18 protein-coding genes, 1 tRNA gene and 1 pseudogene are annotated in these 22,744 nt (G+C 62.8%); 12 read left to right on the forward strand and 8 right to left on the reverse strand.

The features are described 5' to 3' along the window. The coding region (locus D7S86_RS18690; protein WP_121088395.1) for an autotransporter domain-containing protein at positions 1 to 364 on the forward strand (364 nt) is incomplete at its 5' end. Positions 365 to 569: 205 nt separating this feature from the next. Further along, entirely contained in the window at positions 570 to 863 is a 294-nt protein-coding gene (locus D7S86_RS18695) for an integrase core domain-containing protein (protein WP_158602023.1), read from the forward strand. A 251-nt stretch (positions 864 to 1,114) separates the two neighbouring features. On the opposite strand, the gene D7S86_RS18700 is transcribed toward D7S86_RS18695, so the two are convergent. Further along, positions 1,115 to 4,753, reverse strand: a complete 3,639-nt coding sequence (locus D7S86_RS18700; RefSeq protein ID WP_147432386.1) for an autotransporter domain-containing protein — start codon at positions 4,751 to 4,753, stop codon at positions 1,115 to 1,117. Positions 4,754 to 4,988: 235 nt separating this feature from the next. Next, positions 4,989 to 5,180: an integrase catalytic domain-containing protein gene (locus tag D7S86_RS30535; protein WP_420813263.1), complete on the reverse strand. Its 192-nt coding sequence runs from the start codon at positions 5,178 to 5,180 to the stop codon at positions 4,989 to 4,991. Positions 5,181 to 5,862: 682 nt separating this feature from the next. Between D7S86_RS30535 and D7S86_RS18715 the strand changes: the two genes are divergently transcribed. After that, complete coding sequence (locus D7S86_RS18715) at positions 5,863 to 7,053, forward strand: lactonase family protein (protein WP_121088399.1); 1,191 nt, start codon at positions 5,863 to 5,865, stop codon at positions 7,051 to 7,053. Positions 7,054 to 7,284: 231 nt separating this feature from the next. Next, positions 7,285 to 7,693, forward strand: a pseudogene (locus tag D7S86_RS18720) (transposase); the annotation flags it as partial. A 162-nt stretch (positions 7,694 to 7,855) separates the two neighbouring features. On the opposite strand, the gene D7S86_RS18725 reads toward D7S86_RS18720, so the two are convergent. After that, positions 7,856 to 7,945, reverse strand: a tRNA-Ser gene (locus tag D7S86_RS18725). 268 nt (positions 7,946 to 8,213) lie between these two features. Here D7S86_RS18725 and D7S86_RS18730 point away from each other — a divergent pair. From D7S86_RS18730 to D7S86_RS18740, 3 genes are all read left to right on the forward strand, one after another. Beyond that, complete coding sequence (locus D7S86_RS18730) at positions 8,214 to 8,648, forward strand: DoxX family protein (protein WP_240648276.1); 435 nt, start codon at positions 8,214 to 8,216, stop codon at positions 8,646 to 8,648. A 183-nt stretch (positions 8,649 to 8,831) separates the two neighbouring features. Beyond that, complete coding sequence (locus tag D7S86_RS18735; protein WP_121088400.1) at positions 8,832 to 9,707, forward strand: amidohydrolase family protein; 876 nt, start codon at positions 8,832 to 8,834, stop codon at positions 9,705 to 9,707. 165 nt (positions 9,708 to 9,872) lie between these two features. Continuing rightward, positions 9,873 to 10,919, forward strand: a complete 1,047-nt coding sequence (locus D7S86_RS18740; RefSeq protein ID WP_121088574.1) for an aldo/keto reductase — start codon at positions 9,873 to 9,875, stop codon at positions 10,917 to 10,919. A 17-nt stretch (positions 10,920 to 10,936) separates the two neighbouring features. Here the strand turns inward: D7S86_RS18740 and D7S86_RS18745 are convergent, their stop codons facing one another. Further along, complete coding sequence (locus D7S86_RS18745; protein WP_121088575.1) at positions 10,937 to 11,596, reverse strand: HAD family hydrolase; 660 nt, start codon at positions 11,594 to 11,596, stop codon at positions 10,937 to 10,939. A 180-nt stretch (positions 11,597 to 11,776) separates the two neighbouring features. After that, the gene (otnI, locus tag D7S86_RS18750) at positions 11,777 to 12,553 is read right to left on the reverse strand and encodes a 2-oxo-tetronate isomerase (RefSeq protein WP_121088401.1); all 777 of its coding nucleotides are present in this window, start codon (positions 12,551 to 12,553) and stop codon (positions 11,777 to 11,779) included. A 343-nt stretch (positions 12,554 to 12,896) separates the two neighbouring features. Between otnI and D7S86_RS18755 the strand changes: the two genes are divergently transcribed. From D7S86_RS18755 to D7S86_RS18775, 5 genes are all read left to right on the forward strand, one after another. Further along, on the forward strand, positions 12,897 to 16,109 hold the full coding sequence (locus D7S86_RS18755; protein ID WP_121088402.1) for an efflux RND transporter permease subunit: 3,213 nt from the start codon (positions 12,897 to 12,899) through the stop codon (positions 16,107 to 16,109). 45 nt (positions 16,110 to 16,154) lie between these two features. Further along, entirely contained in the window at positions 16,155 to 17,411 is a 1,257-nt protein-coding gene (locus D7S86_RS18760) for an efflux RND transporter periplasmic adaptor subunit (protein WP_121088403.1), read from the forward strand. A gap of 110 nt (positions 17,412 to 17,521) precedes the next feature. Further along, positions 17,522 to 18,940 carry an efflux transporter outer membrane subunit gene (locus D7S86_RS18765; protein ID WP_240648294.1) on the forward strand — a complete coding sequence of 473 codons (1,419 nt, stop codon included), beginning with the start codon at positions 17,522 to 17,524 and terminating at the stop codon, positions 18,938 to 18,940. 176 nt (positions 18,941 to 19,116) lie between these two features. Continuing rightward, a complete protein-coding gene (locus D7S86_RS18770; RefSeq protein WP_121088405.1) occupies positions 19,117 to 19,803 on the forward strand; it encodes a heavy metal response regulator transcription factor in 687 nt (228 codons plus the stop codon). Next, positions 19,800 to 21,275 (forward strand): heavy metal sensor histidine kinase, encoded by a 1,476-nt coding sequence (locus D7S86_RS18775; RefSeq protein ID WP_121088406.1) that lies wholly within the window; start codon positions 19,800 to 19,802, stop codon positions 21,273 to 21,275. Before D7S86_RS18770 ends, D7S86_RS18775 begins: the two co-directional genes overlap by 4 nt. A gap of 22 nt (positions 21,276 to 21,297) precedes the next feature. On the opposite strand, the gene D7S86_RS18780 is transcribed toward D7S86_RS18775, so the two are convergent. From D7S86_RS18780 to D7S86_RS18790, 3 genes are all read right to left on the reverse strand, one after another. Continuing rightward, positions 21,298 to 21,750 carry a lytic transglycosylase domain-containing protein gene (locus tag D7S86_RS18780; protein ID WP_240648277.1) on the reverse strand — a complete coding sequence of 151 codons (453 nt, stop codon included), beginning with the start codon at positions 21,748 to 21,750 and terminating at the stop codon, positions 21,298 to 21,300. A 177-nt stretch (positions 21,751 to 21,927) separates the two neighbouring features. Continuing rightward, entirely contained in the window at positions 21,928 to 22,332 is a 405-nt protein-coding gene (locus D7S86_RS18785) for a hypothetical protein (protein WP_147432387.1), read from the reverse strand. 12 nt (positions 22,333 to 22,344) lie between these two features. Beyond that, positions 22,345 to 22,734: a hypothetical protein gene (locus D7S86_RS18790; RefSeq protein ID WP_121088576.1), complete on the reverse strand. Its 390-nt coding sequence runs from the start codon at positions 22,732 to 22,734 to the stop codon at positions 22,345 to 22,347. Between the last annotated feature and the right edge of the window lie 10 nt (positions 22,735 to 22,744).

A 22,744-nucleotide genomic window follows, 5' to 3' on the forward strand; every position in this document is an offset into this window, starting at 1 on the left:
CGACGGTGCGGCGCTGTCGGTCGACGCTTCGCATGCGGCCTCGGTCAAGAGCGGTCTCGGCTTCAAGATCGAGCAGGGCTTCTCGACGTCGTACGGTCAACTGGTGCCGGCATTCCAGGCGCAGTGGATTCACGAGTACGACCGCACGCAGCAAGTGACGGGCGCGAGCTATGCGGGCGATCCGACGGGCGCAACGGCATTCACGTCAGTGGGTGCGACGCCGGTCAAGGATCTGGCCGATCTGACCTTGGGCGCGACCTTGTTGAACAAGGACAACCTGAGCGTGATCCTGCGCTACGAACTGCAGGCGGGCGGCGGTTTCGTATCGCAGACGGGTAGCCTGCGGCTGCGCAAGGTGTTCTAAGACGGTGTGACGAATGAGCCGGGCGTGTCTCGGCTCATGTCGTTGAATTTCCAGGGCCGGCATCCGAGTTGATATTTGAAGGTGGATGCCGCAGCACGCGGAGGCCGTCGTTTTTCGATGTGCCAACTCGTCTAGTCGTACTTCATCCCGCAGACCCAATCTCTTCCTGCAGCCCTTGATTGTCCGTGGTGATTCGAGGACGGTAGTGTCGTTGGCCTTCACGGAGTGGGCGCAGAGCAAGGGCATTGCGATGCGCTATATCCAGCCGGGCAAGCCGAACCAGAACGCCTTTATCGAACGATTCAACCGCACGTACCGCAACGAGGTGCTTGATGCACACGTGTTCGTCAATTTGCAGCAGGTGCAGACCATTACCGATCAATGGCTGGTCGACTACAACGACTATCGTCCCCACGAATCCTTGGGTGACGTTCCGCCGACGCAATACATGCGTCGGATAACCCCTGCCTCGAACGTCTATCGACCGCTGTCTACTTGACGGGGGCGCTTACGGCCTCAGCAAGCCCGCGCGAGACCGCAAGTTGCGCGGGCTTGGTCATGCCTTAGTCGAGCATCTCCTTGGCGGCCGATGGGTTGCGGGACGTCAAGGCGGAGAGGGCCTCTCAGCGCGAGTCGGAGCTTGGCGGCGTCGATGGCGTCGAAAAGAGATCGCGCGTCGTCTCGCGTCGGTGAAACAGGAATATGCATGTCGCGCCGGTGCACGCATGGCGATTGCCGTAACCGCCCGGGTTACCAGGCCCAACGAATGCCTCCCCAGCCACCATAACCGTGTTCGCTTGCGCCAAAGGCGCCACTCGCACGGACAAACAGTGTTGCAGACTGCGTGACCTGCCACGTGGATTCGATTTGCAGACGCGCGAGGTCTGAACTCATTCGGTTGCCTTCCAGCGTGTACGCGACCGTGTTTGCATTGGCAAATGCGACTTCCATTGCATCGGACGACGGACCAAAGCGATGCTCCCAGGAAACATCGGCCTGCAGTTCGACCGCGTGGGAACCCACCGTGATGGGCTGCGACAAGCGTGCGCCGAGCACGCTGCGAATACCGCTCGCTTGACCGCTTCGGTAGTTCAGATCGAATGCGTCCGTGCCACTGGTTGACGATTCGACATATGACTGCTGTTGATAGCGCCCGGCATGAACACCCAAGTAGGGTGTGGCCACGCCTGCGGCGACACCGGTCGCAAAATGCAGCCCGGTTTCGACATAGATCGATTCGCCGATCGAGTCAAACGTTCCCCGCGGGCTTCCTTCCAATCCGCCGACTACGACGTTGCGCGATAACGTGTTTTCCCACCAGCCTACATTGGTGATCGCGTTGACGAAGTAATTTGATCCGATCGGAGCATACGATGCGTACAGCATCGCTTGAATTCCATCGCTACGGCCGTTGGCTGCACGATCGTCGAACTCGATCGAATCGTCATTGAAAGAAACTGCCGTCCCTATCCTCCAATCGGCGGCGACGAGTCTATCGTAGCCGAGCGTCAAGCTCGAGGTCCGATCGATCGATGCCGCAGCGCCTGAATCGCTGTTGCCACTACTGCGATTGTTTTCGAAGCCCGCCGATACCCATAGACCCGATGCGTCTTGCTGCAAATCCCGGAGTCGGTTGTTCACATCTCGCTGTGTATTGTTCATCGTGCGCTCTGAGTCTTGCAAGAAGACGAGGGCTTCGTCACCGGCGAGTTGAGCGAGGCTCTGAGGGGCTTGCTCCTGCGCCGCGCTAAGTAGCGCCAACGTGGTAAGCGAACCTCCGTCGCGATACACGGTCGTCAGGGCATTGGCCACCGCGACCTGATTGCCCGATTTCGCCGCAATCGCAAAGCCACCCGACTCGAACGTCGTAAGCGGAGCAAGCGTCACCACGATCGCGCCATCAGAGTACGACAGCATCGGGCTCAGATACGCAAAGTCGTCAGCGACTGTGCTGAATGTCCCCGTCTCCGTGCCCCCATAGCTGAGGACTTTGAAAACAGTCCCAACCGAGTACGGCGCAGATGTCGCAACCAATGAAAGCGTCGCCCCGGCGGCAATGTTGACGTTGCCCCCTACTGTCGTCATTCCGCTGGTGCCATCCGGTTGGACAGCGACCGAGTAGCTCGACCCGCTATTGAGCGAGAGTGAGCCATTGATGTGCAAACCGCTGCCGGGCGCGAGGGCCGCGAGCGTTCCGTCGACGTTCACGTTCGTGCCGCCGACGACACCCGAGCCGCTCAGTGTCCCGCCATTCTCGACCGTGACCGCGCTGACCAGCGATCCATTTATTTGAAGCGTTCCCGCAGAGACAGTCGTCGAGCCCGTATAGGTGTCCGTCCCACTCAAAACGAGCGTACCGTTGCCCGTCTTGACCAAATCTCCCGATGAGGATCCGTCTGCAATATTTCCTGCAACGCTGTCCGTGTACCCTGTCGCGACGTTGATGGTTGGATCGCCCGAGAGCGTGACTTCGTTTGGCACAGACCATCCCGTCGCACTAAAATCGAGCGTCGTGGCTTGAGCCATCGCCAGCGTGCCAATGCCAAGCGCCTGATTACTACCGACCGTGAGCGTTCCCTGCTCCAAGTCGATACCACCAGCAAACGTATTGGCGCCACTGAGCGTCAGGTTTCCGGTTCCTGTTTTGCGTATGCTGCCGGCGCCAATGATCGCGCCCGCATAGGTCGAGTCATAGTCTTGAGCAATATCAAGTGTCTGTGATTGCAAGTCAACAGTACCCCCTGTTCCCGACAAGCCCGTCGAAACATCACTCGAACCGATCAGCAAAGTGCCGTCGTCAATTGCGGTACGTAGTGCGCCGCTGACATTCCCAGAGAGAACGAGCGTTCCGTCACCCGTTTTGGTCAGCGTCGCGGACGAATCAGCGGCACTGACGTTGCCGCTAATAAAGTCGGTCGAATTCGCCCCAACGTTTGCGAACACCGAGCCGGCAATGTTGACGTCATTGGAAAGCGTGACACCGTCAGCGGTGAAGGCCAGTGTCGATCCCGCATTTAATGTCAATACCCCGGAGCCAAGTACGCCGTTTGCAGCGACGGCAAGCGTTCCGTTCTGCACCGTCGTGCCACCGGAATACGTGTTTGCCGCAGTCAGTGTCAGCGTACCCGAGCCGTTCTGAACGACGCTACCCGCGCCCGAAATAAGATTGCCGAAGGTCACATCGTCCGAGCGATCAAACGCAAGCACACCTTCGTTGGTCACGTTGGTGACGATACTTCCGGTGGTGCCTCCTGCACCCAGTTGCAGGGTCGCCCCACTTGCGATCGATGTCGTCCCCGTATAAACGTTGTTTGCGCTCAGAGTGGTTGTGCCCGACAACGCAGAGACCGAGCCACTGCCGGAGATCAGTGGCGAAAAGATGTAGTTGTCGCTAGTGTGATTGAAGACGATGGATCCGGTGCCGGCGCCGAACACAATGCTATTTGCCTCGAGTGTTCCAGGCGCGGCGGCTAGATCGCCCGCGAGCGCTCCGATGGCCAGAATGCCGGTACTGCTGCCTTGCGCGATGGTGATATCCGACGCGGTGACGTCCCCTGAGTCCGTAATAAGCAAACTGCCGTAAGAGTTGCCGGTGCCTCCGATTTCGGCGGTTCCCGTCAGAGAGAGTTCGGATCCGCTATCCGTCACAACGACAGCGCCGTGCGCGCCGTACGCCTGACCGACGACAAAATCAGCCGTCGCGTTGACATGGGCGCCGTTAGACACCGTGAGAGAGCCGGTGGATTCTTCGCCTATCGCCGCCTCCCCGTTCAGATTGAGTGTCGACCCGGCCCCGTCTACAGTCACAATGCCTGGTGAACCCGGCCAATATCCATCGTCAAACTCCCCCGAGACGGTCATCGTGCCCCCGCTGGAGATCTGAATGGTTCCCGGCCCTTCGAAGGCAATTTCCATAGGACCGGCATCGTTCAACGTCGAACCGGCTCCAGACACCGTGATCAAACCGTGATCTGTAACGTCATATCCGCCAAGCGATATGGCCTCGTCGCTGAATGTTTGGGTGAAAGAAGATCCGCCGGTGACATTCAGCGTTCCATCGCCCATGTAACCCACCAGGAAATTCCCATTGGCGATAGCACTGGATCCCCCTGTCAGCGTCATGGCGCTTATGATGCCGGAGGCTGTGTTTCCGCCTTCGATCATGCTGTTTTCCGACATCGTTACCTGCGCGCCGTTGCTAACCGTCAAGACGGCAGCCGTCGAATCGCCAATGAGCAATTGCCCCAGATTCGTGCTGGATGTGATGCTTTGATCGGTATCGACGTTATAGGCCCGCGCCCAACCCGAAACCGCAGCAAGAACACATGCCGCACATGCGCGGAGTCGCAAACCTCGACGTCCGCGATCCGATGGAAACAAATATTTCAAGGCATTCCCCGGCTTGACTCGGCGAAAATAGCAAACCGCTACATGCCGATCGATTTCAGTTTTTCATCCACATTTACGCGTATCGACACGGACGGAATAAACTTTAGCGTTGTTGCAATTTGAAGGTCGGACCGACCGGTCAAAATGAACGAGCCTGATGTTTACCGCGAAAGCCGGTCCGAAATAGGAGCTCGTCTGGCGACACAATCCTTCGAGAAGGAGGCGGTCTCAAGTGCTATCCGGATCGGCTTGCCCGGCTGGAATGGCGCATCGCAATGCCTTTGCTCTGCGCCCACTCGGTGAAGGCCAACGACACGAGCTCCGGGCCGTTGTCCATCCGTATTGCGTCGGGCGCTCCATAACAATCAAGTAGCCGGCTGAGCACACGGATGAGTCGCGCCGACGGTATCGACGTACCAATCTCCATGGCGAGGCATTCGCGGATGACCGTCACGGTACCGTCCGGCTCGCAACGGTGCTTCTCGCGAACGCTTGCGTTCTTTAAGGATGTCGACGATCGATGGCGTACGCGTGCCTGGGCCGTCGCTATGGTCGCTGATTCCGCGGGGGGTTACCGTGAGGCCTACTCTGACCATTTGACGCAGTACCGTCGAGACGGTGCTGGGGCAACGCGCGCCATCGATACGGGAAACGTCAACCACGTTGGCGGGGTGCTCGGGCACTAAGCGAAGCTAAGGTGCGGTCCATAGATTGGGAAAATTTCTTTAAGGCTCAAGATGAGCCTTGAGTGATTGCGCGTGGACATGAGCGATCAATGCGGCGGGTGCCTTAGCGTTCCTGACGAACTCCGCCCACGGCACCGTATCGGTCTTCAACATCAACGCAAGCACAGGGTTGAACGCGTGTTGGGAGGGTGCTTGATCATGCGTATTGAGTGGGGTCGAAAGCGGGTTGTAATCATGTGCAGCGAGGTCGATCCGATTCAGCTGTGGGCGCTCGCTAAGCAATCCAAAGAACTGTGTCTATAACTGTTCGCTTTTCGAGAACTGAATCGCGGAAAAAAACTTTAGAATTCCGTGTACGTGCACGCGAGTCGTTTTTCGGGTGCCGGACTCATCCCATACGAATTAAAACAAAAGGAAGAATGTATGAAGATGTCAGAACTCATGGCGATCGGCACGCACAGCGTTAAGCGTGTGTCAGCGATTGCGCGCGGGCGGACCGCAAGCGCGCGACGTTTGTTCATCGCGGCACCCATCGCGCTCGCGCTGGCGGCGTGCGGCGGCGGCGACGGTAACGGCGGCGGGAGCAGTGCGCAGACCTCCGCCGCCCCGTTCGCTTATGTTGCGGACTATACCAACGGCGTGATATCCGCCTTCAGGGTTAATGCGACGACAGGCGCGATGACGGCGGTGAGCGGCAGTCCGTTTGCATCGGGCGCACATACCTATTCGGTCGCTGTCAATCCTGCGGGCACCTTGGTGTTCGCGGCGAACCTGCAGGCCAATACCGTCTCGGTCTTCAAAATCAACGCCAGCACGGGTGCGCTGACGCCAGTGAGCGGCAGCCCGTTTGCGTCGCCAAACAACCCGCAGGCCGTGACGGTGAATCCGGCGGGCACCTTGGCGTTCGTGACGAACACCAGCTCCGGCACACTCTCCGTATTCAAAATCGACCCCAGCACGGGCGCGCTGACGGCGGCGACCGGAAGCCCGTATACGGTGGGAACTTACCCGGATTATCTGGCGCTCAACGCGGCGGGCACCCTGGTGTTCGCGACGAACGAACAGAGCAACAACGTCTCCGTTCTCAGCATCAATTCAAGCACTGGCGAGCTGACGCCGGTGACCGGCAGTCCGTTTGCAGCAGGAAGTATTCCGTCAGGTGTCGCGGTGAATCCGGCGGGTACGTTCGCGTACGTGGCGAACTTTGGTTCGAGCACGGTCTCGGTCTTCAGCATCGACGCCAACACGGGCGCGTTGACAGAGATCACCGGCAGCCCGTTTGCGACAGGATCCGGCCCGGCCACGGTCACGATCAATCCGGCGGGTACCTTAGCGTTCGTGCCGAATCAAAATGACGGCACCGTTTCTGTCTTTAGCATCGATGCCAACACTGGCGCGTTGACCGCAGTGAGCGGCAGCCCGTTTACCTCGGGCGATCTGCCGACCGCCATTGCGGTTAACGCCTCGGGTACCTTGGCGTACGTGGCGAACATCGGCGACAACAACGTCTCGGTCTTCAGCATTAACTCCACCACGGGTGCATTGACACCGATATCGGGCAGTCCGTTTACGACAGATACGGATCCAGTCTCGATCGCATTGACCCAGTTTTGATACGCGGTGCGCGCATCGTAGCGAGAAACGTGTCCGCTGGTCACGTTTCTCCTCGATCGCGCGCGGATGCGTACCCGCAGCGGGGTCGAGGGGCGATGCGGTGTGCGCGGCTTTGTATGAACGACCTAAGCGAGCGGGCTTGGGAAGCGCCGTTGGAACGGCGTGATCGACCGTGTTTGATTCTAGTGGTCCAATAACCTTGGACAGTTCGAAAAGGAGGTAACGTTTCGTCTGGAGGGCCAATCCAGGGTCAGGCGTGCGTTTTCGCAGGAATTCAAAGAGGAAGCGGTACGGCTTGTCGTCGAGCAGGGTTACCCCTTTTCCAAGGCGTGTGAGGCCGTCGGAATTGGGGAGACAGCGCTACGCCGGTGGGTCGAGCAGTGTGGCGGGCGAAACATGGCTTGAGCTCACCCAGCCCGGCACAACTGAGCGCGGATGCGCGTCGGATCAAGGAGCTCGAGGCGCGAGTGGCGGAGCTTGAACGGGAGCGTGAAGTCCTAAAAAAATCCACGGCCTTCTTCGTCAAGGAGCTCGATCGCTCATGGAAGTGATCCAGGCGATGGAGAAGGCCTACGCAGTAGCGCCGATCTGTCGACTGGCCGGGGTTGCGCGCAGCAGCTATTACGCATGGAAGGCGCGCGGAACCCATTTCGCGTACCCCTCTTCATACCCCACTTGGATGATGCGATTGTGGGGGAGTGAGCGGGAAGCAGCAAGAACATCGCCACCCCGGAATCGACCGTCAGGATTAGTGTTTCGGGGTTTCGTGGGAGTCGCTGAGAATCAGCGAGAAGAGGTGTTCTGGCGGAGAGAAGGGGATTCGAACCCCTGATAGGTTTGACCCTATACACGCTTTCCAGGCGTGCGACTTAAACCGCTCATCCATCTCTCCGGGAACCGCGGAGTATAGCAGCATTCGGGCACTGCAGCGATAGCTCTGATCGAACGCATCGAACGCGGGTCTCGGGTCCGCCCCAACAGGCAGTTTCCGGATGATCGACTACGATGGAACAGCGAGCGCGCATGGGCGGATCAACGCACGCATGCATGCACCGACGTACGCGCATGCCGATGCACGCAGACGTCCCGGTATCCACGCCGTCCGCCCGTGCCTTGCGCGCCGTCGCTCAAGATCTCATACCCACGAACGGAGCCTGTCCATGAACATGAGTCTTTCATCCGGGTCCACAGGCTCGCGCGACGGCGCGATCCTCCTCGCGCGCATCCTCTTGATGCTGCTGTTCCTCATCTTCGGCTGGGAAAAGCTCGTCGGCTTCTCCGGCACCGTGGCCTACTTCACGCAAACCCATGTGCCGATGCCCGAAATCTCCGCGATCATCGCCGTCGTCATGGAGTTTTTCGTCGGCATCGCCATCGTGCTCGGCCTCTTCACGCGCCCGCTCGCACTGCTGCTCGCGCTCTATACGCTCGGCACCGCGTTGATCGGCCATCCCTACTGGACGTTGTCCGGCATGGCGCAGCTCGAAGCCGAAATCAACTTCTTCAAGAACATCAGCATCATCGGCGGCCTGATCCTGCTCATCGTGACCGGCGCCGGCCGCTATTCGATCGACGGCCGCCGCGCGCGTCGCTGAGCCGTTCGATCACGCTTGACTCTCGGCATGTCGCTTTCGAGCGCCACGACCTCGCGCGCCGCGATTCGAGGATCGCCTCCGTGAACCTCGAACCTCGAACCTCGAACCTCGAACCTCGAACCGTAACCCCGTAACCCGCGAACCGATATCGACGCCCCCTCGCATCCACGTCCATTCCGACTCATGCACATCATCGACACGCATCTGCATCTGATGTACCCCGATTCGCTGACCTATGGATGGACCGACGCGGTCCCCATGCTCCAGGGCACGGCGTCGATCGAAATGTACGAGGCACGCGTACGCACGCACGGCGTCGCACGCGCGCTCATGATGGAAGTCGATGTCGATACGACCGACATCGAGGCCGAGATCGATCTCGTCGGTGCGATCGTCGCGCGCGGCGACACGATCGTCGAAGGCATGATCGCGGCGTGCCGCCCCGAGCAATCCGCCGATCTTTTCGCGGCATCACTCGATCGACTCTCGGCACGCCCCCATGTCAGGGGCGTGCGCCGCATTCTCCATACGTCGCCCGACGCGCTCTCGACGTCGGACACCTTCGCAGCGAACCTGAACCGGCTCGCGCGACGCGGCTACACGTTCGATCTCTGCGTGCTCGCCTCCCAACTCGCGAGCGTCGCCTTGCCGCTCGCGGATCGATGCCCCGATCTCACGATCATCCTCGATCATTGCGGCAACCCCGATATCGCACGCGAGGCGCTCGATCCATGGCGCGCCGATATCCGCGCGCTCGCCGAGCGGCCCAACGTCCACTGCAAAGTCTCGGGCATCGTCAATCACGCGGCCCCGGGGTGGGCCCCCGACGATCTGCGGCCGTACTTCGAGCACCTCGTCGCCTGCTTCGGATGGGATCGCCTCGTCTGGGGCAGCGATTGGCCCGTCTGCCGTCTCGGCGGCGACGTCAACGCGTGGCTCGACGCGACGCGCGCCCTTATCGCCGATTGCAGCACCGACGAACAAGCGTCATTGCTGAGCCGCAATGCCGTGCGACTCTATCGCATGCATCCGGTCCAGAATCCGGTCCGGACGGGCTGACGTCGCGTGCGCTCCGATTCGCGCCGTGGCATCGCGAGGACGCGCGTCACTGCATTTCGCGTTCTCGTCTCGCGACATTTTTCAGGCCGCTTTTACACTCGTAATTCACGCCGCTTTTCACGTCATTTTCAAGGGAATCCCACCGTGTCGAACGATCGCCAACGCATGCCGGGCACACGCCGCTTCACGAGCCGTTCCGGCCGCGAACTCGCCTTCACGCCGCTCGGATTCGGCACCGCGCCGCTCGGCAACCTCTATCGCGCGATCAGCAACGCACAAGCGCACGAGACGATCGACCAGGCGTGGACGCAGGGCGTGCGCTACTACGACACGGCGCCGCTCTACGGCTACGGTCTTGCTGAAACACGCCTCGGCGCCTTTCTGCGCGAACGGCCGCGCGACGACTTCGTGCTGTCGACGAAGGTCGGACGTCTGCTGCGTCGCACGTCCGCCGACAAGCGCGACGGCATCGGCAAATTCTTCGACGTGCCGTCGCGCGAAGTCATCTACGACTATTCATACGACGGCGTCATGCGCTGCTTCGAGCTCTCGTTCGAGCGGCTCGGCGTCGATCGCATCGATATCTCGCTGTGCCACGACATCGACATCTTCTCGCACGGCAGCGCCGAAGCGAGCGCCCAACGCACGCGCGAGTTCCTCGACGGCGGCGTACGCGCACTCAGCGAGTTGCGCAGCCAGGGCGTCGTCGGCGCGATCGGTATCGGCGTCAATGAATGGCAGGTCTGCGAATTCGTCGCGCGCCACGCCGATGTCGATCTGTTCCTGCTTGCGGGCCGCTACACGCTGCTCGAACAGGAAGCGCTCGATACTTTCCTGCCGCTGGTCGCCGCCAAGCAGATGGGCGTCATCATCGGCGGCCCGTTCAATTCGGGGATTCTCGCGACAGGACCGAAGCCCGGCGCATTCTTCAACTACGACCCCGCCCCTCAACACGTGCTCGATCGCGTCGCGGCGATCGAACGCGTGTGCCGCGCGCACGACGTCGCCTTGCGCGACGCCGCGCTCCAGTTTCCGCTCATGCACCCGAGCGTCGTCAGCGTGGTCCCGGGCGGCGTGACGCCCGAAGAAGTCCGAGGCAACGCCGAATCGATGCGCACGGCCATCCCCGCGCAACTCTGGGCCGATCTCAAGCACGAAGGCCTGCTGCGCGCCGATGCGCCGATCGTCGATGCGCGTGAATCGAACGGATAGGGCGGCCGGCCGGAGCCTCAGGCGATATGCAGCACGAGCCCCGATGGCTCGACGCTCGCACGCAAGGTCCGCATATCGGGCACCCATGCCTGCTCGCCGAGTTGTTCGGGCGACAGGGCCGATGCGATCGCAATGACGGTCGCGCCCGCGGCGAGGCCGGCCTGAATGCCGGCCGGGGAGTCCTCGAACACGATCGCGCGCGCCGGATCGGCGCCAAGCTCGCGCGCGCCGAGCAGAAATCCATCGGGCGCGGGCTTGCCGCGCGTGACGTTCTCGGCCGTGATGAGCCGCTTCGGGATCGGCAGCCCCGCGGCGGTCAGGCGCGTCGTCGCGAGCAGCCGGTCCGCCGACGTGACGACGGCCCAACGGTCTTCGGGAATCGATTCGAGCAGCGCGCGTGCGCCCGCGATCTCGACGACACCCTCGGTATCCTCGCGCTCGCGTCGCATGATCTCTGCGTTATCGGCTTCGACATCCACGCCGGCCGGCGCCAGCGCGCGGATCGTGTCGATCGAACGGCGGCCATGGCTCTCGCGCAGCACGAAATCGACGTCGAGGCCGTAACGATTCGCCCACGCCGTATAGGCGCGCAATACGGGCGCATGCGAGTTCACGAGCGTGCCGTCCATATCGAACAAGAGGCACGACGCAGGGATTCGGGTTTGAGTCAGCAACATGATGTGTATTTCTGGCGGATACGGATATCCGAAATGAGGGCCGTGCACGTTCTCGCACGACAGCCATGATGACGGCGATGCCAAGCCGTCGCGCCGCATGACGCCTATGGCATGAAGCGCCGGGCATCGCACGATGAAGTCGCTCGCGCGCACGCGCGAATGCGGTCGTGCGGCGACGATCTATCGCCACCGCTGAAGCCACGCGAGTCCTTCGGATGTATGGGCGCGCGGGATATATTCGCAGCCGATCCAGCCCGCATAGCCGAGTTCGTCGATCAGCTCGAACAAATACGGATAGTGGACTTCACCCGCGTCGGGCTCATGACGCTCGGGCACGCTCGCGACCTGGATATGCGCGACGTCGGGCAGCGTGCGCCGGATCGTCATTGCCAGATCGCCTTCGACGATCTGGCAATGAAACAGATCGAGCTGGACCTTGAGGTTCGACGCGCCGACCTCGCGCCGGATCGCATGCGCATCGTCCTGTCGATTCAGGAAATAGCCGGGCATCGAACGCGGATTGATCGGCTCGATGAGGATCGTGATCCCGTCTCGCGCGGCTTCGCTTGCCGCATACGCGAGATTGCGCAGATAGACGTCACGGCATGCTTGCCGCTCGACGCCGGCGGGTACGACGCCGGCCATCACGTGAAGCATCGTGTTGCCGAGCACGCGCGCATAGCGCAGCGCTTGTTCGAGATCGACCCGAAAGCGGTCTTCATGGCCGGGCAGGGCCGCGCAGCCGCGTTCGCCGTTCGCCCAGTAGCCGCCCGACGTATTGAACAGCACCTGCACGAGCCCGAGATCGCGCAGCCGCGCGGCGAGGTCTTCGGGCGCGTGCTCATAAGGAAACAGGAACTCGACCCCTTTGAAGCCGTCGCGCGCGGCGGCCGCGAAGCGATCGAGAAAGGCGTGCTCCGTATACATGAGCGACAGATTGGCGGCAAAGCGAGGCATGGCGGGTGGGGTCGAATCGAGATGAGACGCAAAGTCCCACATCATATCGTTAAGCGCTTCACGAACCGGTCGTGCGGCGTCATTCCTAAGGGTAATGACATGTAACATCGGGAAGTTTACGAACTCGCTTCAACTCGACTTTTATGGCAGTTTTGCCATATTCGTGTCAGGTTTGCGTTGGGGCGAGGCCGCTACCATTGCGACAAGACCGGCATGCCCGGCGGACCCGGGCATCGCGTACGACACGCGTCGCACGGTCTGCATCAGGCGTGCCGCCGATTCCGCGCCTCCGTGGCGCGCGTGCATTTGCCAACCCGTCCAGCATTTTCCCGAGCGCGTTTCCATGTGGATCGTCAATGTAGCGCTGAAGCGGCCATACACGTTCATCGTGATGGCCATTCTGATTCTGCTCGCGACACCGTTCGTGCTGATCACGACGCCGGTCGACGTCCTGCCCGAAATCAACATCCCCGTCATCTCGATCATTTGGAGCTACACGGGTCTGTCGCCCGAAGAGATGGCGAACCGGATCACGTCGGTCAACGAGCGCAGCCTCACGACGACCGTCAACAATATCGAGCACATCGAATCGCAGTCGCTGCCCGGCATCGCGATCATCAAGCTGTTCCTGCAGCCGAGCGCGAGCATCCAGACCGCGATCGCGCAAACCGTCGCGGTTGAACAGGCGCAGGTCAAGCAGATGCCGGTCGGCGCCACGCCGCCGCTCGTGATCAGCTATTCGGCTTCGAGTATTCCGGTCATCCAGCTCGGCTTGTCGAGCCCCAAGCTGTCCGAGCAGGATCTCAACGATACGGCGCTGAACTTCCTGCGCCCGCAACTCGTGACGATCCCGGGCGCGGCCGTGCCCTATCCCTATGGGGGTAAATCGCGCGTGATCTCGATCGATATCGATCCGCGCGCCTTGCTCGCCAAAGGCCTGACGCCGCTCGACGTCGTCAACGCCGTCAATGCGCAGAACCTGATTCTGCCGACCGGTACCGCGAAGATCGGACCCAAGGAATACAACGTCAACATGAACGGCTCGCCGGCGACGATCGCGGGCCTCAACGATATTCCGGTGCGCACGGTCAACGGCGCGACGACCTATCTGCGCGAGGTCGCTCACGTGCGCGACGGCTTCACGCCGCAGACCAATGTCGTGCGTCAGAACGGCCAACGCGGCGTGCTGATGTCGGTGCTCAAGAACGGCAATGCGTCGACGCTCCAGATCGTCGACACGCTCAAGGGACTACTGCCCGCCGCGCGCGCCGCGCTGCCGCCGGATCTCAAGATCTCGGCGCTGTTCGACCAGTCGGTGTTCGTCAAGGCGTCGATCGAGGGCGTCGTGCGCGAAGCGTTGATTGCCGCGGCGCTGACGGCGGCGATGATTCTGCTGTTCCTCGGCAATTGGCGCAGCACCTGCATCATCGCGATCTCGATCCCGCTGTCGATCCTGTCCTCGCTGATCGCGCTGCATGCGCTCGGCCAGACGATCAACATCATGACGCTCGGCGGTCTCGCGCTCGCGGTCGGGATTCTCGTCGACGACGCGACCGTCACGATCGAAAACATCGAGCGGCACTTGCACCTCGGCACCGATCTGCACACGGCGATTCTCGACGGCGCGGGCGAAATCGCAGTGCCGGCGCTCGTCTCGACGCTCTGTATTTGTATCGTGTTCGTGCCGATGTTCTTCCTGACGGGCGTCGCACGCTATCTGTTCGTGCCGCTCGCCGAAGCCGTCGTGTTCGCGATGCTCGCGTCGTACGTGCTCTCGCGTACGCTCGTGCCGACGCTCGCGATGCTGCTGATGGGACACGCGCATGCGCCGAAGGCGGGCGCGAAACCCAATGTGTTCATGCGCGTGCACAAGCGCTTCGATCATCATTTCGAACGCATGCGCGCCGCCTATATCGTGATCCTGAGCGCGCTGCTCGTGCGGCGCCGCGTGTTCGCGACGGGCTTTCTGCTGTTCTGCGTCGCGTCGTTCTGCCTGGTCTTCGCGCTCGGAGAGGACTTCTTCCCGAACGTCGACGCGGGCGACATCCGCATGCATATGCGCGCGCCGACGGGCACGCGGATCGAAGAAACCGCGCGTCTGGCCGACGAAGTCGAGAAGGTCGTGCGCGAAGTCGTGCCCCAGAAGGAGCTCGCGACGATTCTCGACAATCTCGGCTTGCCGTACAGCGGTATCAATCTGTCGTACAGCAACTCGGGCACGATCGGCACGCTCGACGGCGAAATCCAGGTCGCGCTCAACGAAGACCACAGTCCGACGCAGCAATACATCGACAAGCTGCGTACGCTGTTGCCGCAACGCTTCCCGGGCGTCGAGTTCTTCTTCCAGCCGGCCGACATCGTCACGCAGATCCTGAACTTCGGTCTGCCCGCCGCGGTGGACGTCCAGATCGTCGGCGCCGACCAGAAGGGCAACTTCGAGGTCGCGAGCAAGCTCATGAAGCAGATTCGCGCGATCCCGGGCAACGTCGATACGCATATCCAGCAGAAGCTCGATCTGCCGACGATCAATCTCGCGATGGACCGCACACGGCTCCAGCAACTGAACCTCAGCGCGAATAACGTCGCGCAGAACGTGCTCGTGTCGCTGTCGGGCAGTACGCAGACCTCGCCCGGCTTCTGGTTCAACGGCCAGAACGGCGTCGAATATTCGGTCGCCGTGCAAACGCCGCAATACCAGATCACGTCGATCGACGACCTGTTGCGCACGCCGGTCTCGGCCACGCTCGCCGGACCGACGCAACTGCTCGGGAACCTTGTGCGCGTGTCGCCGAATGCGCAGTTCGCGGTCGTCACGCACTACAACATCCGTCCCGTCATCGATATTTACGTGAGCGTCGAGGGACGCGATCTCGGCAGCGTCGCGACGCAGATCAATCAACTCGTCGACGAGGCGCGCAAGACCTTGCCGCGCGGCAGCACGATCGCGGTCCGCGGTCAGGTCGAGACGATGCATTCGTCGTACTTCGGCCTCGGTATCGGCGTCGCGATGGCGATCGTGCTCGTCTACCTGCTGATCGTCGTGAACTTCCAGTCGTGGATCGACCCGCTGATCATCGTCAGCGCGTTGCCGGCCGCACTCGGCGGCATCGCCTGGATGCTGTTCCTGACGGGCACGCACCTCAGCGTGCCGGCGTTGACGGGCGCGATCATGACGATGGGCGTGGCGACGGCCAACAGTATTCTGATGGTCTCGTTCGCACGGCAACGCCTGCATGACGGGGCGCCGCCGCTGACGGCCGCGCTCGAAGCGGGCGCGAGCCGGATCCGTCCGGTGCTCATGACCGCATTCGCGATGATCATCGGCATGATTCCGATGGCGCTCGGACTCGGCGAAGGCGCCGAACAGAACGCGCCGCTCGGCCGCGCCGTGATCGGCGGCCTGTTGTTCGCCACGGTGTCGACCTTGTTCTTCGTGCCGCTCGTGTTCGCGGGCATCCATGGCCGCCTCGCGCGGCGCCAGGCACGCGATCACGGTCACGACGGCGGCAACGACGACGGTAATGGACACGACGGCGGCCACGGTGCGCACGCATGATGAACCGGACCCACAAGACGCAACGAATCCTGACGGCAGACTGACATGACAGACAAACACCACGCTTCGCTTGCGATTCCACCGCACGATCCGAACGAAGGCCGTGCGTTGCCACCGCGCGATCGCGAGTGGCGCCGCGCAAAGATCGCTGTCGTCGTCGTGCTCGTCGTGCTCGCGATCGGCGCCGCGCGCACGATCGTGTCCGACGTCATCCAGCGGCACGCGATCGCCGACACGACGCGCGAAAACGCGATCCAGTACGTCAACGTCGTGACGCCGAAGCCGGCGGCCGCGAGCGGCGACACCTTGCTGCCGGGTACGCTGCGCGGCTACGTCGAGTCGCCGATCTACGCGCGCGCCACGGGCTATCTGCTGCACTGGTACGTCGATATCGGCGCGCGCGTGAAGCAGGGGCAATTGCTCGCGGATCTCGACACGCCTGAAATCGACCAGGAACTCGCACAGGCCATCGCGCAACAAGAGCAGGCGAGTTCGAGCCTCGGTCTCGCGAAATCGTCGTACGAACGCTGGCAGCAACTGCGCCAGCGCGACGCGGTCTCGCAACAGGAACTCGACGAGCGCAACAGCACGTACACGCAGGACATCGCGAACCTCAAGGCCGCGCAAGCCAACGTCGCGCGTCTGCAGCAGCTCGAATCGTTCAAGCGCATCGTGGCGCCGTTCGCGGGCGTGATCACGCAGCGCAACGTCGACGTCGGCGATCTCATCGACGCGGGCAGCGGCACGAGCCGCGCATTGTTCGCGCTCGCGCAGGCCGATCCGCTGCGCGTCTATCTGCAACTGCCGCAGGCCTATGCTGAAGGCGTGCACGAGAACCAGGAAGCCACGGTCACGCAGGCGGAACTGCCGGGTCAGCAATTCCACGGCACGATCACGCATATTTCAGGCGCGATTGACGTGCCCACGCGTTCGCTGCAGATCGAAGTCCGTCTGCCGAACCCCGACGGCAGGCTGCGCCCGGGCGCCTATGTCCAGGTCGCGCTGCATGGCACGGCATCCCATCAACGTCTGCTCGTGCCCGGCAATGCGCTGCTGTTCCGCGCCGAAGGGCCGCGCCTCGCGGTGGTCGGCGCCGACGGCCACGTCGCGTTGCGCAAGATCGTGATCTCGCAGGATCTCGGGCAGTCGCTCGAAATCGAGAGCGGCATCGAGCCGACCGACAAGGTCATCGTGAACCCGAGCGACTCGATCGCCGACGGCGATGTCGTGTCGATCGCGCCGGCCGCGGGCGCGTCGTCGCCGGGTGCGACGACGGCGCAGGCGAACAAGGAGGCCTCGTGAAGACTGCGAAGTGGCGTCCGATGATCGAAGGCTTGCGCGCCGCCCGGCGTGACACGCGCGACGTGTCGCGCCTCGCCTATGCGGCGGGCGGCGTGTTCGCGCTCGCGGGCATGCTGTCGGGCTGCACGGTCGGTCCCGACTACAAGGCGCCGGTAAGCGATGCGCCGCCCGCGTGGAAGACGGACTCGTACTGGAAGCTTGCGCAGCCCTCGCATGCGGACGAGCACCCGGACTGGTGGGCGATGTTCGACGAGCCCGACCTCGATACGCTCGAACAGCAGGCGCTCGATCACAATCAGACGCTCGCGGCCGCGCTCGCGCATTACGACGCGTCGCGCGCGACGCTCGCGAACGCATCGGCGCAGCTCGTGCCCGAAGTCGACGTCGGTGCAAGCGCCGCACGCGCGAAGACCTCGAAGAACCGGCCGTTGTCGGCATATGGCACGCCGAATTATTCGGTCACGCAGAACGATCTGACGGTCGGCCCGCAGATCAATTACGACCTCGATCTTTTCGGCCGCATCCGGCGGCAGATCGAGGGCGCGCGCGCATCGTCCGATCAGTCGCGCGACGATCTCGCGAACGCGCGGCTCGTGCTGACGACCGATCTCGCGAGCGATTATTTCTCGCTGCGCGAACTCGATGCCGAAATCGACGTGCTCAATCGTTCGGTCGAGCTCCAGCAGAAGGCGCTCGACTATGTGAACAATCAGCACGAGCTCGGCGCGGTGTCGGGTCTCGACGTGCTTCAGCAACAGTCGCAGCTCGATGCGACGCGCGTGCAGGCGCAGCTTCTGTTGCAGCAACGCGCACAGTTCGAACATGCGATCGCCGCGCTGGCGGGCGTCGCCGCGCCGCAATTCTCGATCGACCCGAAAGTCGAACGCACGGCGATTCCGAAGATCGCGCTCGGCGTGCCGAGCGATCTGATGCAGCGTCGTCCCGACATCGCATCGGCGGAGCGCGCGATGGCGGCGGCCAACGCGCAGATCGGCGTCGCGAAGGCGGCGTTCTATCCGAGCGTGTCGTTGAACCCGGCGATCGGCTGGCAAAGCACCGATTTCGCGAGCCTGTTCTCGGCGCCGAGTCTCATGTGGACGATCGGCACGATGGCGACGCAGGTGATCTTCGACGGCGGACGCCGTTCGGCGAACGTCGATTTCGCGAACGACCAATACCGCGCGGCCGAAGCGACGTACCGGCAGACGGTGCTCACGGCGTTCCAGCAAGTGCAGGACGGCATCACGGGGCTGTCCGTGCTCGACGGCGCGGCGGCGCAGTCGCATGCGGCGGTCGGCGATGCGCAACGACTGCTCTCGCTCGCGAACGACCGCTATTCGGGCGGCCTCGTCGCGTACCTCGATGTCATCACGGCCCAGCAGTCGCTGCTCACGAGCGAACGCCAGGACGTCCAGATTCATGGGCAGCAGCTCACCTTGTCGGTCTCGCTCGTCAAGGCGCTCGGCGGCGGTTGGGCGGTGACGGCGCCGGCGGTCACGCAGCCGAGCGTGGCGAGCGCGCACGATTGAAGCGATGCGGCGCGGTGCGTGCCGCGCTCGGGATTCGGCGGAGTTTCGATGTGGGATTCGACGTTCGATTCGGCGTGCGCACACGCGCCGTATCGCGCGGGAGCAACTGTACGTAAGGCACGGTGCGATGCCGGCTTGAAGGCAGCTCGTATAATGCGGACATAACAGGTGCTGCGATGAAAGTTCTGATAGTGGAGGATGAGCACAAGGTCGTCGATTACTTGCGCTCGGGCCTTGGCGAACAGGGCTGGGTCGTCGATGTGGCGCGCGATGGGGAGGAGGGGACGCATCTCGCGCTCGAATTCGACTACGACGTGATCGTGCTCGACGTGATGCTGCCTCGGCGCGATGGATTCGGGGTGCTCAAGGCCCTGCGCGCGCGCAAATCGACGCCTGTGATCATGTTGACCGCCCGCGATCAGATCAACGATCGCGTGCGGGGGTTGCGCGAAGGCGCGGACGACTATCTGACGAAGCCGTTTTCGTTTCTCGAACTCGTCGAACGTCTGCATGCGCTCGCGCGCCGCACGCGTGTCCAGGAGTCGACGCTGCTCGCGATCGGCGATCTCTATGTCGATCTGATCGGCCGCCGCGCGACGCGCGAAGGCGTGCGTCTCGATCTGACGGCAAAGGAGTTTCAGTTGTTGAGCGTACTCGCCCGGCGTCACGGCGATATTCTGTCGAAGGCCGCGATTACCGAGCTTGTCTGGGACGTCAATTTCGAAAGCCAGGCGAATGTCGTCGAAACGGCGATCAAACGTCTGCGTGCGAAGCTCGACGGCCCGTTCCGGACCAAAATGTTGCATACCGTGCGCGGCATGGGCTACGTGCTCGAAATCCGCGACGAAGCGAGCCCTTCTTGAACCGTTCGATTGCCCGCCGCCTGTCGTTGCTGTTCGCGATCGCCGCACTGGTCGTGTTCGCGCTCGTCGGTACGGGCTTGTTCGTCGTCTTGCGCGTGCAGCTCGACCGGCATTTGCGCGAGTCGCTCGATGACCGCACGGAGATCGCGCGAATCATCGTCTATCACGCGGTCACGCCCGAGAAGTGGCGCATCGCGCGCGAGAAGCTCACCGATATGACGCCGCGCGACGGCACCGCGTATTTCGCGGTCTGGAGCGACGATCCGAACTATCAGTTCGGCCATCCCTTGCAAGGACGCCTGGTCAAGTCCTGGACCGATGGGTATGAGCGGATTCGCCCGGACGACCGCGAATTCGACATGCTGACGAACACGATGACGTTGCCGCCGTATCTGGGCCGGCCCGCCGTGCACGTGCAGGTCGCGGCCGGATATCTCGCGAATTCGCACACGATGCGCTCGTTCGGGCTCGCGCTCGCGGGCCTGTCGGGCCTGGGCTCGCTGCTCGTGCTGCTGTTGAGCCGCTGGGCCACGCGCATCGGGCTCGAACCGCTCGCGCGGCTCACGCGCGACGCATCCGAAGTGCGGCCGAACAATCGCTCGCAGCGGCTCGATACGCGATCGTTGCCATTCGAACTCGGCGATCTCGCGAACTCGTTCAACGGCGCGCTCGAACGGCTCGACGGCGCGTACGGCCGGCTTGAATCGTTCAATGCCGATGTCGCGCACGAGTTGCGCACGCCGGTGACGATCCTGATCGGCCAGACGGAGGTCGCATTGAGCCGCGATCGATCGGTCGAGAGTCTGCGCACGACGCTGCAGTCGAATCTCGAGGAATTCGAACGCATGCGCGCGATCGTCAACGATATGCTGTTCCTCGCGCGCGCCGATCAAGGCGAACGCGCGACGGGCCTCGTCGATCTCGCGCTCGAAGCCGAGGTCGCGCATACGCTCGAATTCCTTGAAATTCCGCTTGAGGAAGCGGGTGTGACGGCCATCGCGACCGGTGTCGCGCATGCATCGGTCAATCGCGCGCTGTTCGGGCGCGCATTGACGAACCTCGTGATGAACGCGATCCAGCATTGCGGGCCGGGCGCGGCGATTCATGTGTCGCTCGAACGGCTCGGCGACCAGATTCTCGTCTCGGTCGCGAATCCGGGCGCGCGGATCGACGTCGACGTGCTCGATCATCTGTTCGACCGTTTCTATCGCGCCGAGGCGTCGCGCAGCAATAGCCGCGAAAACCATGGTCTCGGACTCGCGATCGTCAAGGCGATCGCGGGCATGCATCGCGGCACGGTGTTCGCGACGAGCATCAACGGCATCAACACCTTCGGTTTTTCGGTCGCGGCGCCCGATCCCGATCCCGCGCAACTGGCGCGCGACGCGCGCATGACCGTGCCGGACGAAGCCACGGTCCGCGGCTGGAATCTGTCGAACGACGCGCGCGCGGCGACGGATCCCGGACGTTGACCGTCCGGCATCACACCACGGCTTACATCACGGCTGCAGACGGCAGCTCGCCCCATTGGACGAGGATCTTCTGGATGCTGCGCGCATATTCGTCGCGCAGCTTCGGCGACTCGGAGTGATAGGCGCCGACCGCGCGCCACGTGTTGCCGTACTTGACCATCTTCTGTTTGAGCAGCCACGACGCGACGAAGATGTTGACGCAGGCATCGGTCAACGCGCGATGCGGAACGCCCTGTTTCGCGAGATCGCCGAAATGCACCGAATTGATCTGAAGCTGGCCCACGTCGATCGAGCCGTTCGCGTTGTGCGTGACGGCGCTCGCATCGCCTTTCGATTCATACCACGCGATCGCGCGCAGGATCGACGGATTGACGCCTTGATAGACCGCGGCCTTCATGAAGCAGTCTTCGTCGGCGTGCGCGATGCCGCTCGTCATGCAGAGCGCGAAGCCGGCGGCGCCGATGAGTCGCGACATGCTCGACAGCGCGCGGCGCATGCGTGCATGTGCGCGCGCGCGTGTGCGAGTTGGGGGGCGCGTCTGCGCACATGAAGCGGCTGCGCTCGATGACGCGATACGCGCATGCCGGGGGGCGGCGGCGGGGCGGGGCAGGATGGCGGCGAAGTTCACGGGGGGTGGTCTCCGAGGGGGGGATTACTTCTGCATCGCGTGGTCGATTTCTTCTTCGACGGAATTGAGGTAATTCCGTGATGTATCGGACACGACCATATGCGGGGTCGGCATATCGTTCTTGATCTTCGGGCCGCCCTTCTTGCGCGAAGGTTTGGGCGGCGGATCGTCGTCGCCGCTCGACGGCGGCAGCATTGCGAGTGTCGGCAGCGGCGGATACACCTTGTCGGGGGCCGCGGACGCGGGGGCGGCGGCCGAGGCGCCCGAAGCGGCCTTTGCCGCGGACGGGTCGGCATGCGCGTGCAAGGCGGTCGCGGCAAGCAGCGTGGCCACGAAGATCGGCGTGGCGCGATGGAGCGCGCGGCGCGGCGCGTGTGGCGCGCCGAAGCGGGCCAGGCGCAAACGTGATGAGAAAGACGGTCGGATCATGATCGCGTTCGCTTAGGGCGTGGTCTTGATCGACACGCTGTACGGGTCGGCCGTGCCGGCCGTCAAATTCTCGAGCGTGATGTCGCCCGCGCGTTGCGGCGGCACGCCGTGCCAGATCGCCTGGTTCAGATAGCGGAAATCCTGCGACAGCGCGACGACGCGTATCGTCGTCTGGCGTTTCTGCGCGGCCGCGAGCGCACCCGCTTTCGTCAGGATCGCCGTGAGCTGCGGATCGTGCGCGCCGAGCGCATCGGGGGGAATCGTGAAGTCGATGACTTCGTTGGCCGGCTTGACCGGTTTGGGGGGCGGCGCGGCGGCTGTCGTCACGGGTTGGACCGGCGCGCAGCCGGTCAGCAGCGCGACGAGCGACAGGGCAGCGCAGCAGACGGAACGCCCTCGCATCTTCACAGGT

Source organism: Pararobbsia silviterrae, from assembly GCF_003628125.1.
Classification (GTDB): domain Bacteria; phylum Pseudomonadota; class Gammaproteobacteria; order Burkholderiales; family Burkholderiaceae; genus Pararobbsia; species Pararobbsia silviterrae.

Excerpts from the sequence above, each read along its gene's own strand:
- D7S86_RS30535 (WP_420813263.1), bottom strand. The coding sequence starts at position 5,180 with ATGGAGATTGGTACGTCGATACCGTCGGCGCGACTCATCCGTGTGCTC.
- D7S86_RS18715 (WP_121088399.1), top strand. The coding sequence starts at position 5,863 with ATGAAGATGTCAGAACTCATGGCGATCGGCACGCACAGCGTTAAGCGT.
- D7S86_RS18730 (WP_240648276.1), top strand. The coding sequence starts at position 8,214 with ATGAACATGAGTCTTTCATCCGGGTCCACAGGCTCGCGCGACGGCGCG.
- D7S86_RS18735 (WP_121088400.1), top strand. The coding sequence starts at position 8,832 with ATGCACATCATCGACACGCATCTGCATCTGATGTACCCCGATTCGCTG.
- D7S86_RS18740 (WP_121088574.1), top strand. The coding sequence starts at position 9,873 with ATGCCGGGCACACGCCGCTTCACGAGCCGTTCCGGCCGCGAACTCGCC.
- D7S86_RS18745 (WP_121088575.1), bottom strand. The coding sequence starts at position 11,596 with ATGTTGCTGACTCAAACCCGAATCCCTGCGTCGTGCCTCTTGTTCGAT.
- otnI (WP_121088401.1), bottom strand. The coding sequence starts at position 12,553 with ATGCCTCGCTTTGCCGCCAATCTGTCGCTCATGTATACGGAGCACGCC.
- D7S86_RS18755 (WP_121088402.1), top strand. The coding sequence starts at position 12,897 with ATGTGGATCGTCAATGTAGCGCTGAAGCGGCCATACACGTTCATCGTG.
- D7S86_RS18760 (WP_121088403.1), top strand. The coding sequence starts at position 16,155 with ATGACAGACAAACACCACGCTTCGCTTGCGATTCCACCGCACGATCCG.
- D7S86_RS18765 (WP_240648294.1), top strand. The coding sequence starts at position 17,522 with ATGCTGTCGGGCTGCACGGTCGGTCCCGACTACAAGGCGCCGGTAAGC.
- D7S86_RS18770 (WP_121088405.1), top strand. The coding sequence starts at position 19,117 with ATGAAAGTTCTGATAGTGGAGGATGAGCACAAGGTCGTCGATTACTTG.
- D7S86_RS18780 (WP_240648277.1), bottom strand. The coding sequence starts at position 21,750 with ATGTCGCGACTCATCGGCGCCGCCGGCTTCGCGCTCTGCATGACGAGC.
- D7S86_RS18785 (WP_147432387.1), bottom strand. The coding sequence starts at position 22,332 with ATGATCCGACCGTCTTTCTCATCACGTTTGCGCCTGGCCCGCTTCGGC.
- D7S86_RS18790 (WP_121088576.1), bottom strand. The coding sequence starts at position 22,734 with ATGCGAGGGCGTTCCGTCTGCTGCGCTGCCCTGTCGCTCGTCGCGCTG.